Here is a 12,965-nt window from a genome sequence, read left to right as displayed (position 1 = left end):
ACTTCTTTTAACTCGCTAATGAAAATTCTTTTTTTATTTACTACTCCATTGAATAGCAGCTTTTGAACGTACACGCAAAGCTTCGGAGTTTCCACCTGCTTTTTCGACTGCATCAGCCACTCCATCAATAAGGCTTCTTGAAGTCACTGTTGCACCTGAGATGATATCTACTTGCAACGTTTGCCCATCAATAATCTCTTCTGGCAACCGCTTGAAAACGGAAGTTGCAACAGCATCAGTTTGCTCTTGGCCGTCCAATTCTATTGCCATAATTTTGGTATCCGAAAAAGTCACTTTCATTGGGATGTCACTTCCATCATGACCTTCAGCAAAAGCTTCATAGGTACCAGGATTGAAAGTGATTTTCACATTTTGCAATGCTTTCAAATGTTCATATTTTTCTTCATCTGCTTGTACATCTCTAATCATAAAATCCATCACATCCCACAATGGTTCAGGGACGTGCAACTGGTCTTGCTCATTGATATCTGCAAAGTTTTTGATTTCTTTGCCCATCTCTGCTTTCCCAACCCAATTCGGTTCAACCAAAAACGCTTTTCCAACAGCAACTAAATCATATCCAGCTTCAAGCGCAGCTTCTGCATCGCTGCGTTGTCCAATTCCTCCTACACCGATAAGAGCAATCTGAGCTAACTCTTCCGATTGCTGTTCGCCATATTTTTCGAGTAACGACTGGCTGTCTTCTTTATCTCTGATCGATGTTCTGTCCCATTTACCCATTGAACTATGGAAGTAATCCGGGTTCAGTTTAGCTAAGCGGTTCAATAAGTACATGGTATCTTCAAAGCTGATACCTGGCTCTTCAATTTCTTCTGGAGAGAATCGGTAACCCACAATAAAGTGCTCTGCTTGCTGTCTCTTGGCTTCTTCTTGCACGGCTTGCATCACTGCTTCTGGAAATCTAGCGCGTGCTTCTCGGTTGCCGCCCCAGTTGTCTTCACGACGATTCGAATGAGGGGAGAAAAATTGCTGAATCAAGTACGTATTGGCGCCATGGATCTCAACTCCGTCAAATCCGGCTTCAATCGCACGTCGCGTTGCGTCTGTAAAACACTGAATCATTTTATCAATGTCTATTGGCATCATTTGGCGCGGTGTAACCGCATCTGGGCGCAACGCTGCCACAGGACTAGCTGAGATGGGTGCAGCTCCCCCATTGAGTTCAGGGGCTGCCATTCTCCCAGCATGATAAATTTGCAAAATAGCTTTGGAACCTTTTTCCTTGATTGCACTAGCCAATTTTTGCAATTCTTTCCCTTGAGAGTCTTTAGTGTTGCCTAAAGCTCCCGCAAATCCTCGTCCTTTATCCTCCACAAATGAACTCTCCACGATGATTGCACCCGCTTCTCCAGAACGATGGGCATAATAATCAATCATCTCTTGTGTGACCGTTCCATCAAAATAGGCTGCTTGAATAGTCATTGGAGCCATCATAATGCGGTTTTTTAAAGTTACTCCTGCTTTTAGTTCAATTTCCTCGAATAGTTTATTTGACATGTGTGCAGTCCCTTCCAGCGATTTAATGTATCTCTGTTTTTTTTTCTTCTGTTTCAAGATGAACTTCACGATTTGGGATAACGAATAATACCCCAACGGTTAAAGCAATGGTCAGCACCACTAACATTATTTTAACCGGTTGAAACGGGGCAAGTAATATGGAAATGCTCATCAGAATATAAATATTTACTAGTATTTTCCATTTTTTATTCTTCGGAATGGATTTTGTTTCAGCATAATCTGATACGTATATTTGATAAACTTTCGTGTCTTTTAACCAGTCATTAAACTTGCTGGAACTGTGTGCAAAGCAATAACCAGCTAACAATAGAAATGGTGTGGTCGGTAAAATAGGCATCATGACACCAATCAAACCCAATAAAAACGAAATAACCCCAACACTAACTAAAAAATAGCGTTTCATCTGCATCATTCCTTTTCTCTATATAACATAGTGCTGAATTCTTTTATTTGTTAGTTCAATCCCATTTTTCACGGGCAAATGGATTTGGTTCAGCTGGATCGCTTAATTCACCGCGGCGATTTGGTTCATTTATTGAGTCAATAAATGGCGTTCCATTTTGTACGTATTCCATGAATCCGATACTTTCACCTTTACGATTGAAAACTGGAACATAAGAAACAAAAATTTTACGGTCTCCACTTTTTCGTGTGAACCAATGCGTTTCACTCTTACGTGTACCGTTCGCTAATTCTCCAGCTAATTTACCAACAAATTTACGTAAATGAGGTGGATGGCAATCAATAAAGTGGCTTCCTAGACTTGCTTGAGAGCGATGGAACTCATGATGCTCTTCATTGAAATATTGGAATCGCAAATCTGGTCCAACAAATGTAATTTCAACTGGCAGTGCATTTAGAATAGCTTCAATTTGTTCAATTGTCAGTGATCCGCCTTTAAATTGGATACGAGGTTCTAAGTCTTCTAACTTTGGTGCAGCATCTGGATCGATTTCCCCTATCGCTATACCTAAAGCATAATCTAAAGCTTCTTGTGCTCCTCGAGAAGAAAAAGTTGCTCCCGAAATCGTATCAACTTGAGAAGATTGTTTACGTAGAACATTTGCAATAATTTCCTCTATGGCTATACCACCGACGTCTGCCGTTTCTTTTCCTTGGTATTCAATTTTTTCAATCTTATTTTCACTTACCGTTACATTCAGGTTGATTTCACCTTTATATCCATCACCGTTTCCACTGTATGTTCCAGGTGTGAAATTATGCTCGATTATTCCTGTTTCTTCATTAAATTCACCATCAATAGGTGCTCGTTCTCCACGTGCCACACCTAGTGCATAGTCCACGGCCCGCAACGTACCTTCTGAAGCATATGTAGCACCGGAAACTGTATCAATTTCCACTGATTGTTGTTTGATAATATCTTCAACCATTTTCGCTACGGCTACTCCACCTTTATTGGGGGTTTCATTTTCAGAGTAGTTAATTTCTAAAATCTTTTCCTCATCAACTTTTACATCAACGGTAATATAATCATGGTACCCGGTTGATCTTCCTTTGTACGTTCCTGGTTTAAGATTAATCATATTGACCTCCTAATTATTGTTATTAATTTCACAATATATTATTTGTTTACGTATTCATTATAAATGAAAAGAAATTTCAAAAAATTGACCTAGATCAATTTTTTAAATTCAATAGAAAGATTCTCAACTCGTTATTAGAGTATGCTAAAATGCAATTAGAGATAGTACAGTAAATTTTCAATCTTACAGATAGGTGGATGAAAAAAATCAAACAGAAAATAATTGAACGAATGGGCACACAAATCACCCTTTCCATAGTACATCCAGAGGCAGAAAAATTATTGGAACAAGCTGATCACCTGCTAGCAAGCTACGAAAATCGGTTTAGCGCAAATGATTTTAAAAGCGATTTAATGGCCGTGAATCAGCAAGCGGGACTGAATTCCGTTCGCGTCGAGCCAGATTTATATGAATTGATTCAAATCGGCAAGGAATATAGCCTATCTTCTAACCTTGCACTTAACATCACAATCGGACCGCTCATCAAGTTATGGAAAATTGGCTTTACTGGCGCTCATGTGCCTGAACAAAGAGAAATCGAAGAGCGCTTAAAGCTGATTGATCCAGCTGATATTGAACTAGATGCAGCTAAAGGAACAGTATACTTAACGAAAAAAGGAATGGAAATAGATCTTGGTGCCTTAGCAAAAGGGTATTTTGCCGATCAACTTAAAACCTTCTTTCAAAAAGAAGGTGTGAAAAGCGGCTTAATAGACTTGGGCGGGAATGTATTGACTATTGGAGAAAATCAAAAGCACAAAGATGGTTATTGGCGTGTAGGCATTCAAAAACCTTCACCGATACGTGGAGATTTAGCTGGAGCTATATTAGTTAAAGACAAGTCAGTAGTAACATCCGGTATTTATGAACGGTCACTTAAGGTAAATGGAAAAAAATATCACCATATTTTTGATTCAAAAACAGGCTTTCCGATTGAAAATGAATTAGCCAGTATAACTATTGTTTCAGACAAGTCGCTTGACGGAGAATTGTGGACCACCATGGCCTTTGCGCTTAGTCCCACCGCTGTCATTCAACACATTGATAACATTCCAGGTATCGAAGCTCTCGTCATCACGAAAGCCAACGAAGTAAAAATAACACGTGGTCTTGTACCGTATGTTATCTTGCTTTAGAAACTGAGCATGACAAAATCATAAACGAATGAATTGCTTAAGTCATTTTATAATAAAAACAGGTAAGAAAAGGTGACCTACCCTTTTCTTACCTGTTTTTAGTTTCTTTTTTTTTGAAAATTCGTTGAACACTATTGAATTTACGAAATCTATAAATTTTGGCTACCTTGATCCATCTTTTTTTCATGGTTTTTAAAAAATTAAGTTATTAAAAGTGATAATCATCGTCTACCATTGTTTCAGCATTCCCCATAAGGTACCCTGCTCCAACTTGAGAGAAAAAATCATGATTTGACGTTTCAATGGAGATACCATTCATCACAATAGGATTAACGTCGGCTAGATCAGCATGCTCATAATAAGCTGGGAAGCCCATATTTTGCAATGATTTATTAGCATTATAGCGGACAAATGTCTTAACGTCTTCTGCTATATCGATTTGGCTATAAATTTCCTCCGTATAAGCTAATTCATTTTCCATCAAATCTTCTAATAATGGGTACATCCAATCGAGCAACTTCTTTTGCTCTTCTTCAGGTAATTCATTATACGTTAATTGGAATTTATACCCTAAGTAAGTCCCATGCACTGATTCATCACGGATAATTAATTTGATCAGTTCGGCTAAGTTAGCAAGCTTATTACTACCCCGATACCATAGTGGAGCATAGAAGTTGCTGTAGTATAAAATACCTTCTAAAAAGATACTAGCAATTTTCTTTTGTAGGCCATTACCGGTTTTGTAGATATCATTGATCCGCTTTGCCTTATATTGCATCCGTTCATCATTATTCATCCAATCATAAATTTCACTGATACTCTTGATACTGTTTAAAGAAGTTAAAATTGTTCCATAACTCTTCGCATGAATCGACTCCATAAATAAAAAGTTGTTAAGAATGGCCGCTTCTTTATGCGTACGCACATCCTCTCGCATAGCATTAACGCCTTTTTCAGATTGTAATGTATCTAATAAGGCCAGACCACCCACAACCTTATTAATCACTTTCTGTTCAACAGATGACAGTTCTCGCCAATCTGCTAAGTCATTTGAGATAGGAACACGCGTATCTAACCAAAATTGCGAAGTTGCCTTGTCCCAAACGTAATCGTCTAATTCATCTTCAATTTTATTCCAATTGATTACCTTATGATTTGAATGCATTGGTATTTCCCTCCTTAAACTAGCATGCAGTCTTTTGAATCTTACATGCTAGTTTTAATTATTAAAAGTTGTAATCTTCCTCAGCCATCGCATCTTCTTTATCAAATTTAAAACTGACGCCTGATTGGCTGCCTGCTTCATGATGCGTTACTTTAGTCAAAATTGTATTGATTGAATCTATATGGGTATTACTTGCACTTATTTCTGGGTAAAGCGGTTCGAAACCCAAGCTTATAAGTGCTTTGTTAGCCTGTTGTCGAACAAAATCTTTACTTTCCTCGACCCAATCAGTTCCCTTATAAATTTGCTCTATATAAATCAATTCGTTACTGACTAGATCAACCATAAAATCGAAGGTCCAATCTCTCATACTCACCTGTTCTTGCTGAGATAATTCAAAAAAACCTAGTTGGAATTTATGGCTAATGTAAAAGCAATGCAAGGATTCATTCATAAGAACTAACTTAATCATTTCCGCAACGTTAGTGAACCTTTTTTGTGTCCAGTACATTAACGGAGTAAAGAGACTACTATAAGTTAGTACTCCTTCTAAAATTAAGTTTGCTACTCGTTTTTGAAGAATATTTCCAGTTTTATAGACTTCAAGAATACGATTTAATTTGTATTGCAGTTCGGTACTGTTATCTGCCCATGTCAAAACAGTATCAACCCCTTCGGATTCATTAAATCCAGTCAAAATTGTATTGTAAGCTTTAGCATGAACCGACTCAATAAATTGAATATTATTGTAAATAGCAGCTTCTTGTTGAGTATGTTTTTCTTCTTGAATGACCATATTCCCTTTTTCTGATTGAAAGGTAGCGATTGAAGCTAACCCAGCCAATGCTTTCATGAATACTTCTCTTTCTTTTTCTGGAAGACTTTCCCATTGCGATTTTTCATTCGTAACAGGGATTCGAGTATCTAGCCAAAATAAAGATGTTAATTTCTCCCAAGTTGAATGATCTAACTTATCTTCAATTTCGTTCCAGTTGATTGCCTTATAGTGTAAGTACGACATATTTTCCTCCTATTAAATCATGCATGATTCACACGTATTTGCCATTGAAAATTCGTCATCTTCGGTATACGTTCTGATGTAGTAGAGCGATTTTATTCCTTTTGTCCAAGCATAATTTCTTAGACGACTCAAGTCTCTAGTGGTTAGATTCAAAGAAGCTCCCGTTTTCCATTCATATAAACCTTCAGGAAGTTTTGAGCGCATAAATAAAGTCAAGCTCATCCCTTGGTCGATATGCTTTTGAGCAGCAGCATAAATATCAATAATTTTACGCTGATCGAAGTCATAAGCTGATTTATAATATTTAAGTGTTTCATTTGAAAGGAACGGTGCTGGATAGAAAATAGAGCCTACTTTTTTCTCTTGTCGATTCTCAACAAGTTGAGTAATTGGATGTAAAGACGCACTCGTTTCATTTACATATGAAATAGAACCATTAGGCGCAACAGCTAAACGGTTACGGTGGTATAACCCATGCTCGTATATTTTTTCTTTTAGTTCTTTCCAATCTGCTATGCTTGGCAAATGGACGTTAGCAAAGAGGTTCTTCACTTTTTCATTTGCTATGGTAAATTCACTTGCTAAATAAGAATCGAAATAAGATCCATCAGCATATTTAGACTTTTCAAATCCAACAAAAGTTTCTCTACGTTCTTGAGCTATTTCATTACTTGCTGCCAAGGAATGATAATTTAAAGCCAAGAAGTACGCTTCAGTAAATTCAATCGATTCTTTTGAACCATATTCAATCTGATGAATAGCTAAAGCGGTATGCAACCCCATAGCCCCTAAACCAATTGTATGGTACATTGAATTGCCTTTGATAACAGTCGGCACTTCTAGAACCTTGCTTGAATCTGTGACAGTTGTTAGTGCACGAATGGCTAAATGAACTGATTTGGCAAAATCAGGAGATTGCAACATGTTCATAATATTGCTTGAGCCTAAGTTACAGCTAATATCTGTACCTGTTTGATCATAAGATAAGTCTGCATTAATTTTTGATGGTTCTTGCGGTTGAAGAATCTCTGAACACAAGTTACTCATAATAATTTTTCCATCAACAGGATTTGTGTTATTAGCAGTATCGATATTTAGAATATATGGATAGCCAGATTCTTGTTGCAAACGTGAAATCTCTTGCTCTAATTCACGAGCGTTGATTTGCGTTTTTTTAATAGTGTCATTTGCAACCATGTTGTCATATTCAGCAGACAAGTCTATGTACGAGAATGGAATACCATACTCCTTTTCAACACTGTAAGGGCTAAATAGGTACATCGGTTCATTTGTTTTTATTAATTCATAATATTTATCAGGAACAACTAATCCAAGAGAGAGTGTTTTAACCCGTATCTTCTCATCCGCATTTTCTTTCTTAGTCGATAAGAAATCTAAGATATCTGGATGGAAAACATTTAGATAAACTACTCCGGCACCATTACGTTGCCCAAGTTGGTTGCTATAGCTGAATGAGTCTTCTAATAGTTTCATCACTGGAAGCACTCCGGAGGAAGCATTTGCGATTTCTTTAATTGGATCACCAGCAGCTCGAAGATTGGATAAATTAACTCCCACTCCACCACCAATGCGAGAAAGTTGTAAAGCAGAGTTAACGCCTCGCCCAATCGAAAGCATAGAATCAGCAATATCAATCAAGAAACAAGAAATCATTTCGCCCCGTTTTTTCTTTCCGGCATTTAAAAAAGTAGGTGTTGCAGGTTGGTAGCGTTGCGAGATCAGTTCTTCAGCAAGCTGAACAGCTAACGTTCGATCCCCGTTACCTAGATATAATGCATTAAAAGCAATCCGATCTTCAAATCGTTCCAAATACTTCGATTGATCATTCGTTTTCAATCCATATTGTGTGTAAAATTTATAAGCACCCATAAAACTTTTAAATTTAAAGTTAGCAGCATAGATTTGTTTGAATATTTTTTTAATAAAAATAAAATCATATATATCTCCATCAGCTTGCTTATAAAGGTTTAGGACTTCTACGTCAATGTAGTTGTTATCTACCAAGAATGCCAACTTTTCTTCTAACGAAGGAAAGGTTAAGGTATTGGGAATGATCTCCTCTTCAAAATACGCTTTTAACGCCTCTTGATCTCTTTGTAAAGGAATTTCGCCATTAACTGGGATATTAACAAGATTATTTAAGTAAAAATAAGTTTTGGCACTGTAATTAGGTTTTTTTTGATTTAGCAAATTTTTTCACTCCTTGATTTTTTCTAACATTATTTGAGAAACTCTTCTTGACGTTGAACAATCAAGTTAGCAATTCGTTTTACATCTGAGTGTGTTCCACGTATTTCAAAAACATCGATTAGTGGGAAATCAAATCTTTCTGTGTATTGTTTAGCACTTAGGCAGAATTGGTTGCCAAAATTGCGATTGCCACTTCCGATAATGCCATAACAGAATTTGAAGTTATCGTTAGATGCTATAAAGTCTCCTAATCTGGTTGTCAAGACTTCCTTATCTCCTGTCTCGATTCCATTTCCACCGTTTAGATAAGATGGTAAGAAACTTACAAAAGGTTCAGTGACCGAAAAAGTCGTTCCTTTTAGATCTTTAACATTCAGTGACTCTACAACTATGTCATTAGTGGCTTCTATGTGTTCACTTAAACGCTCGACAAAATTTTTCGTATTCCCACTTAAACTGATATAAATAATCTTTATTTTTTTTGCCATATAAAAACTCCTTTTACATATTAATTTATAGCTCTATGTCTTTCGTTAACATGAAAATACCATATATTGTGTTCGCCAAATAAATATAACACAACATATAGATTAAGCAACTGATTTTTAATAAAAATTAAAAATAGTTCCTTTTGTTCATTTACACTAAATCATCAAATACATCACTCTTTATTAACTTACTTGTCGAGACTGTTAACTGAAATAAATTCACACATAAAAAAGTTTGAGCAGCAATCAATAGCCTGTGGCCAAAAAATTTGGCTGAGTCATTTAATTAATTTATCAACATTTATTTTGTCAAACTAAACTAGTCAAAATTAGAAGTTGCCAATTAATGGATAGCTCCAAACAACTGAATTCTAAGCAAAAACAAAAAAAACAGAGCATAGATTCCACACTTATGGTTTCTATACTCTATTTTATTTGGATGGATGAATATTAAATGAGTTGCCCAAAATTACTGGAGGAATAGGGTTGCTTGTAGCCGTGAATTGGATTCAATGTGAATTACAAAGCGTTGGCGCTCTAGCGCGATTACGGTTTGTTTGAAGCTTGAAAGTCTGTAAGACCAAGGCTTACAGCGGTACCCTGGCTACACAAGCAAATCCGTACATTCCAGAAGGAATTTTATCTTGAAGCATCCACACTATTTGATTTTGAGTCTTTTATTTTTACTTATCAATGTGTAGTTCGTTTAATTGCTGTTCAACCATATCTTGAGTTACACCCGCTTGTAAGAGTGCTGCTGCGGTATAAGCTCCTTCAACTACTGGTACATCGTAGATAGTGATAGTTTTATCACTAAGCTCCTTAGCCATATCCAAATTCATTTTGGCGCTACCCAAATCATAAAAGGCAAGTAAATTGTCTGAGGGATGTTTATTGATAGCTTCAAGAATACTATCAAAACTTGTCCCAATTTCAGTTTCGGATAGCCCTCCAATCACTTTAATATCAACGTCACTAGCAACTTCTTGAATTAATCGGTTGATTCCTTTTGCAATTTCGTATACGTGAGAGACAATAATAATTCCAGTTGTTGTCATTGTCCAGCCTCCGCTTCTAGCATCGTATGAAATAGTAAAGCAGAAGAATAAGCGCCTGGATCAATATGTCCAATGGAGCGATCACCAACGTACGAAGCACGTCCTTTTTTAGCCTTTAATGGTTTCGTTGCTTCAACGGCTTCATCAATAACTTCATTCGTTAATTGATTTTTTTCCATTGCCTGAACAACAGGTTCCCAAACATCGAGCATTGTCTTATCGCCAACTTCGGCTTTTCCTCGTTTTTGGATACTCTCTAATCCACCTTGCAGCACTTTGCTCCATGATGATCCATCTGCTTGATAAGTTTTCAGCATACCCATAAAAGCTGAACCATATAGTGGACCTGATGCACCCCCAACTTTACTTAATAAAGTAGTCGTAACTAATTTTAGAAGTTCTTCGAGTGACTCCGGAGATTGTGCCTCAATTGCTTCGACAACATGAGACATGCCTCGTGACATATTATTGCCATGATCGCTATCCCCAATTGGTGTGTCTAGCTGCGTAAGATAGTCCTTTTCTTGTTGAATCTTCTCGTCAAATAATCTCATCCAACGAATACCTGTTTGTATATCCATAATGGGTTTAGACCCCTTTCATATAGCCTATAATCTGTCTACACACTTACCAGCTTATAGTTGTAACTGGTGCGTTTAACGCTTCAATATAAAAATCATTTTCTAAATAAAGTAAAGTTAATGATAACCCTTGCATTTCAAGTGATGTCATGTAGTTGCCTATTTTGTAATAGTCAACTGACAATTTACGTTCATCCATAAGCTGTTGAACATCATTTGTAAAGACATATTGTTCCATTAAGGGTGTTCCACCTAGTCCGTTAACGATTACCGCAAACCGGTCTGTTGCTTTCACATCAAATTCGTTGACTAATTTCGTCAATAACTCATTTGCCAGGTTGTGAGAGGTTTGTAATTTTTCCCTACGATAGCCAGGTTCGCCGTGTATTCCTACTCCGTATTCAATTTCATCATCAGCTAAAACAAAACTTGGCTGAGTGCTTCCTGGTGTAGTTACGCCAGTCAGTGCGAGTCCGATGGATTTGATATTCGGAATTAAGTTGTCAGCTAATTCTTTGATTTCTGTGATTGACTTTCCTTGCTGAGCTGCATAGCCCACTATTTTGTGAACGAGAATCGTTCCGGCTACGCCGCGTTTGCCTTGCGTATATAGACTATCTTCAACAGCAATGTCATCATCTACGACAACACTTGCAACTTCTATTCCTTCCATTTCAGCCAATTCTTGAGCCATTTCGAAATTCATGATATCTCCAGAGTAATTTTTGATTACCATGAATACGCCGGCACCCTCATTGGCTACTTTAATGGCCTCTAAAATTTGATCTGGCGTTGGAGAAGTAAATACTGCTCCGCAGACAGCAGCGGACAACATCCCTTCACCAACAAATCCTGCATGAGCAGGTTCATGTCCACTTCCACCTCCAGAAATAATAGCTACTTTCCCTGATTTTGCCGATTTACGTTGGATAATACCCGTCTCTGGAATTCTTTGGATCAATTCAGAATGGCCTATGATCATGCCTTGTAGCATTTCATCAACTATATTACTCGGATCATTTACAATTTTTTTCATCAGTTCCCATCCTTTGATCTATAATTTAAAAACTAGTTTATTTTACTGACTTACGTTTCTTGTAGTCTCTGCCGATTGCGTCAGCTGCAATGATGGCTTGAGCAACACTTTCAGGTGTTACTTCAAAGGGCATTGCATGAATAGATTCTTCAGGAATGCATGCTTTTTCGGCTACTTTAAGGATTTCTTCATACTTCACTTCTGCTACGTCTAAATCTGCTAACGATACTGGTAAACCAACAGATAAATTAAAGTCTAATAATGCTTCAACTTCATCATTGGGTGCGTTCTCAAGAATTAGTTGGACAAATGTTGTAAATGCTACTTGTTCCCCATGGAAGTAATTGTGAGGACCTTCTAAAACTGTTAAACCATTATAAATGGCATGTGCTGCAGCTAGTCCACCTGATTCAAATCCAAGACCAGATAATAATGTATTTGCTTCAATGATATTTTCTAATGCTGGCGTCACAATGTTGTTGTCACAAGCAATTTTTGCATTGTAGCCATTCTCAATCACTGTTTCATAACAAACTCTAGCTAATGTAATGGATGCAATTGTCCCTTTAGCAGGTGCGGTATCTCCTGTATGGAATCCATTAGGTAAGCCAGCGTTTACATTTGAATTTGAACGACGTGTTGCACGCGCTTCATAAAAAGTAGCCATTGCATCTCCCATGCCAGAGATCAAGAAGCGAGTTGGTGCTTGAGCAATGACTGTAGTATCCATTAAGACTACGCTAGGACTTTGTATGAAGTAAGCGTATTCATCGAATTGATGATCTTTTGTGTATAATACTGCGGAATGGCTAGTTGGAGCATCTGTAGCTGCAATTGTAGGGCAGACAATCAAATTATGACCATTGGCGACTGTTTTAGATGTATCAATTGCTTTCCCGCCACCTAATCCAACGATGATATCCGTTCCTTTTTCTTTCGCTAGTTTTTTAAGACGATTTACTTCTTCGCGTGTTGCTTCTCCACCAAAATCTGCAAGATGTAAGGTTATGCCAAAACGTTCTGCTGTTTTATCCAATTTATCTTGGACTCGTTCAATATCGCCTGGATTTCCGATAATTAAAGCGGATTCACCAAAGGATTTAACATAAAAACCTAAATTCAATAACTCGTTTTCTCCTTGGACATACTTTGTTGGACTAATAAATGCTTTTCTCATTTCTATTCC

12 protein-coding genes are annotated in these 12,965 nt (G+C 37.2%); 1 reads left to right on the top strand and 11 read right to left on the bottom strand.

Annotated features, from left to right (window positions below):
* Positions 1–33: 33 nt before the first annotated feature.
* From BP17_RS01110 to BP17_RS01100, 3 genes are read right to left on the bottom strand one after another with little or no spacing between them, the layout of a single operon-like run.
* A complete protein-coding gene (locus BP17_RS01110; RefSeq protein ID WP_035054969.1) occupies positions 34–1,518 on the bottom strand; it encodes an oxidoreductase in 1,485 nt (494 codons plus the stop codon).
* 22 nt (positions 1,519–1,540) lie between these two features.
* A complete protein-coding gene (locus BP17_RS01105; protein WP_035051056.1) occupies positions 1,541–1,942 on the bottom strand; it encodes a YbaN family protein in 402 nt (133 codons plus the stop codon).
* Positions 1,943–1,997: 55 nt separating this feature from the next.
* Positions 1,998–3,083: an FMN-binding protein gene (locus BP17_RS01100; protein WP_035051055.1), complete on the bottom strand. Its 1,086-nt coding sequence runs from the start codon at positions 3,081–3,083 to the stop codon at positions 1,998–2,000.
* A gap of 197 nt (positions 3,084–3,280) precedes the next feature.
* Between BP17_RS01100 and BP17_RS01095 the strand changes: the two genes are divergently transcribed.
* On the top strand, positions 3,281–4,219 hold the full coding sequence (locus tag BP17_RS01095) for an FAD:protein FMN transferase (protein WP_232219581.1): 939 nt from the start codon (positions 3,281–3,283) through the stop codon (positions 4,217–4,219).
* A 208-nt stretch (positions 4,220–4,427) separates the two neighbouring features.
* Here the strand turns inward: BP17_RS01095 and nrdF are convergent, their stop codons facing one another.
* From nrdF to BP17_RS01055, 8 genes are all read right to left on the bottom strand, one after another.
* Complete coding sequence (gene nrdF, locus BP17_RS01090) at positions 4,428–5,384, bottom strand: class 1b ribonucleoside-diphosphate reductase subunit beta (RefSeq protein ID WP_035051054.1); 957 nt, start codon at positions 5,382–5,384, stop codon at positions 4,428–4,430.
* Positions 5,385–5,445: 61 nt separating this feature from the next.
* Positions 5,446–6,405, bottom strand: coding sequence for a ribonucleotide-diphosphate reductase subunit beta (locus BP17_RS01085; protein WP_035051053.1), 960 nt, complete (start codon positions 6,403–6,405; stop codon positions 5,446–5,448).
* A gap of 12 nt (positions 6,406–6,417) precedes the next feature.
* Positions 6,418–8,616, bottom strand: coding sequence for a class 1b ribonucleoside-diphosphate reductase subunit alpha (gene nrdE / locus BP17_RS01080; protein ID WP_035051052.1), 2,199 nt, complete (start codon positions 8,614–8,616; stop codon positions 6,418–6,420).
* Between the two features lie 29 nt (positions 8,617–8,645).
* Entirely contained in the window at positions 8,646–9,104 is a 459-nt protein-coding gene (gene nrdI, locus BP17_RS01075; protein ID WP_035051051.1) for a class Ib ribonucleoside-diphosphate reductase assembly flavoprotein NrdI, read from the bottom strand.
* Between the two features lie 683 nt (positions 9,105–9,787).
* Positions 9,788–10,162 (bottom strand): dihydroxyacetone kinase phosphoryl donor subunit DhaM, encoded by a 375-nt coding sequence (gene dhaM, locus BP17_RS01070; RefSeq protein WP_035051049.1) that lies wholly within the window; start codon positions 10,160–10,162, stop codon positions 9,788–9,790.
* Positions 10,159–10,743, bottom strand: a complete 585-nt coding sequence (gene dhaL / locus BP17_RS01065; protein ID WP_035051048.1) for a dihydroxyacetone kinase subunit DhaL — start codon at positions 10,741–10,743, stop codon at positions 10,159–10,161. The genes dhaM and dhaL overlap by 4 nt, the downstream gene beginning before the upstream one ends.
* A 46-nt stretch (positions 10,744–10,789) precedes the next feature.
* Complete coding sequence (dhaK, locus tag BP17_RS01060) at positions 10,790–11,779, bottom strand: dihydroxyacetone kinase subunit DhaK (RefSeq protein WP_035051047.1); 990 nt, start codon at positions 11,777–11,779, stop codon at positions 10,790–10,792.
* A 37-nt stretch (positions 11,780–11,816) separates the two neighbouring features.
* Positions 11,817–12,956, bottom strand: coding sequence for a glycerol dehydrogenase (locus BP17_RS01055; RefSeq protein WP_035051046.1), 1,140 nt, complete (start codon positions 12,954–12,956; stop codon positions 11,817–11,819).
* Positions 12,957–12,965 lie beyond the last annotated feature (9 nt).

It is taken from the genome of Carnobacterium pleistocenium FTR1 (assembly GCF_000744285.1).
GTDB lineage: Bacteria > Bacillota > Bacilli > Lactobacillales > Carnobacteriaceae > Carnobacterium_B > Carnobacterium_B pleistocenium.
The sequence above is the reverse complement of the archived record's forward strand: the minus strand, read 5'-3'. Positions and strand labels throughout refer to the sequence as shown.

Excerpts from the sequence above, each read along its gene's own strand:
- BP17_RS01110 (WP_035054969.1), bottom strand. The coding sequence starts at position 1,518 with ATGTCAAATAAACTATTCGAGGAAATTGAACTAAAAGCAGGAGTAACT.
- BP17_RS01105 (WP_035051056.1), bottom strand. The coding sequence starts at position 1,942 with ATGAAACGCTATTTTTTAGTTAGTGTTGGGGTTATTTCGTTTTTATTG.
- BP17_RS01100 (WP_035051055.1), bottom strand. The coding sequence starts at position 3,083 with ATGATTAATCTTAAACCAGGAACGTACAAAGGAAGATCAACCGGGTAC.
- BP17_RS01095 (WP_232219581.1), top strand. The coding sequence starts at position 3,281 with ATGAAAAAAATCAAACAGAAAATAATTGAACGAATGGGCACACAAATC.
- nrdF (WP_035051054.1), bottom strand. The coding sequence starts at position 5,384 with ATGCATTCAAATCATAAGGTAATCAATTGGAATAAAATTGAAGATGAA.
- BP17_RS01085 (WP_035051053.1), bottom strand. The coding sequence starts at position 6,405 with ATGTCGTACTTACACTATAAGGCAATCAACTGGAACGAAATTGAAGAT.
- nrdI (WP_035051051.1), bottom strand. The coding sequence starts at position 9,104 with ATGGCAAAAAAAATAAAGATTATTTATATCAGTTTAAGTGGGAATACG.
- dhaM (WP_035051049.1), bottom strand. The coding sequence starts at position 10,162 with ATGACAACAACTGGAATTATTATTGTCTCTCACGTATACGAAATTGCA.
- dhaL (WP_035051048.1), bottom strand. The coding sequence starts at position 10,743 with ATGGATATACAAACAGGTATTCGTTGGATGAGATTATTTGACGAGAAG.
- dhaK (WP_035051047.1), bottom strand. The coding sequence starts at position 11,779 with ATGAAAAAAATTGTAAATGATCCGAGTAATATAGTTGATGAAATGCTA.
- BP17_RS01055 (WP_035051046.1), bottom strand. The coding sequence starts at position 12,956 with ATGAGAAAAGCATTTATTAGTCCAACAAAGTATGTCCAAGGAGAAAAC.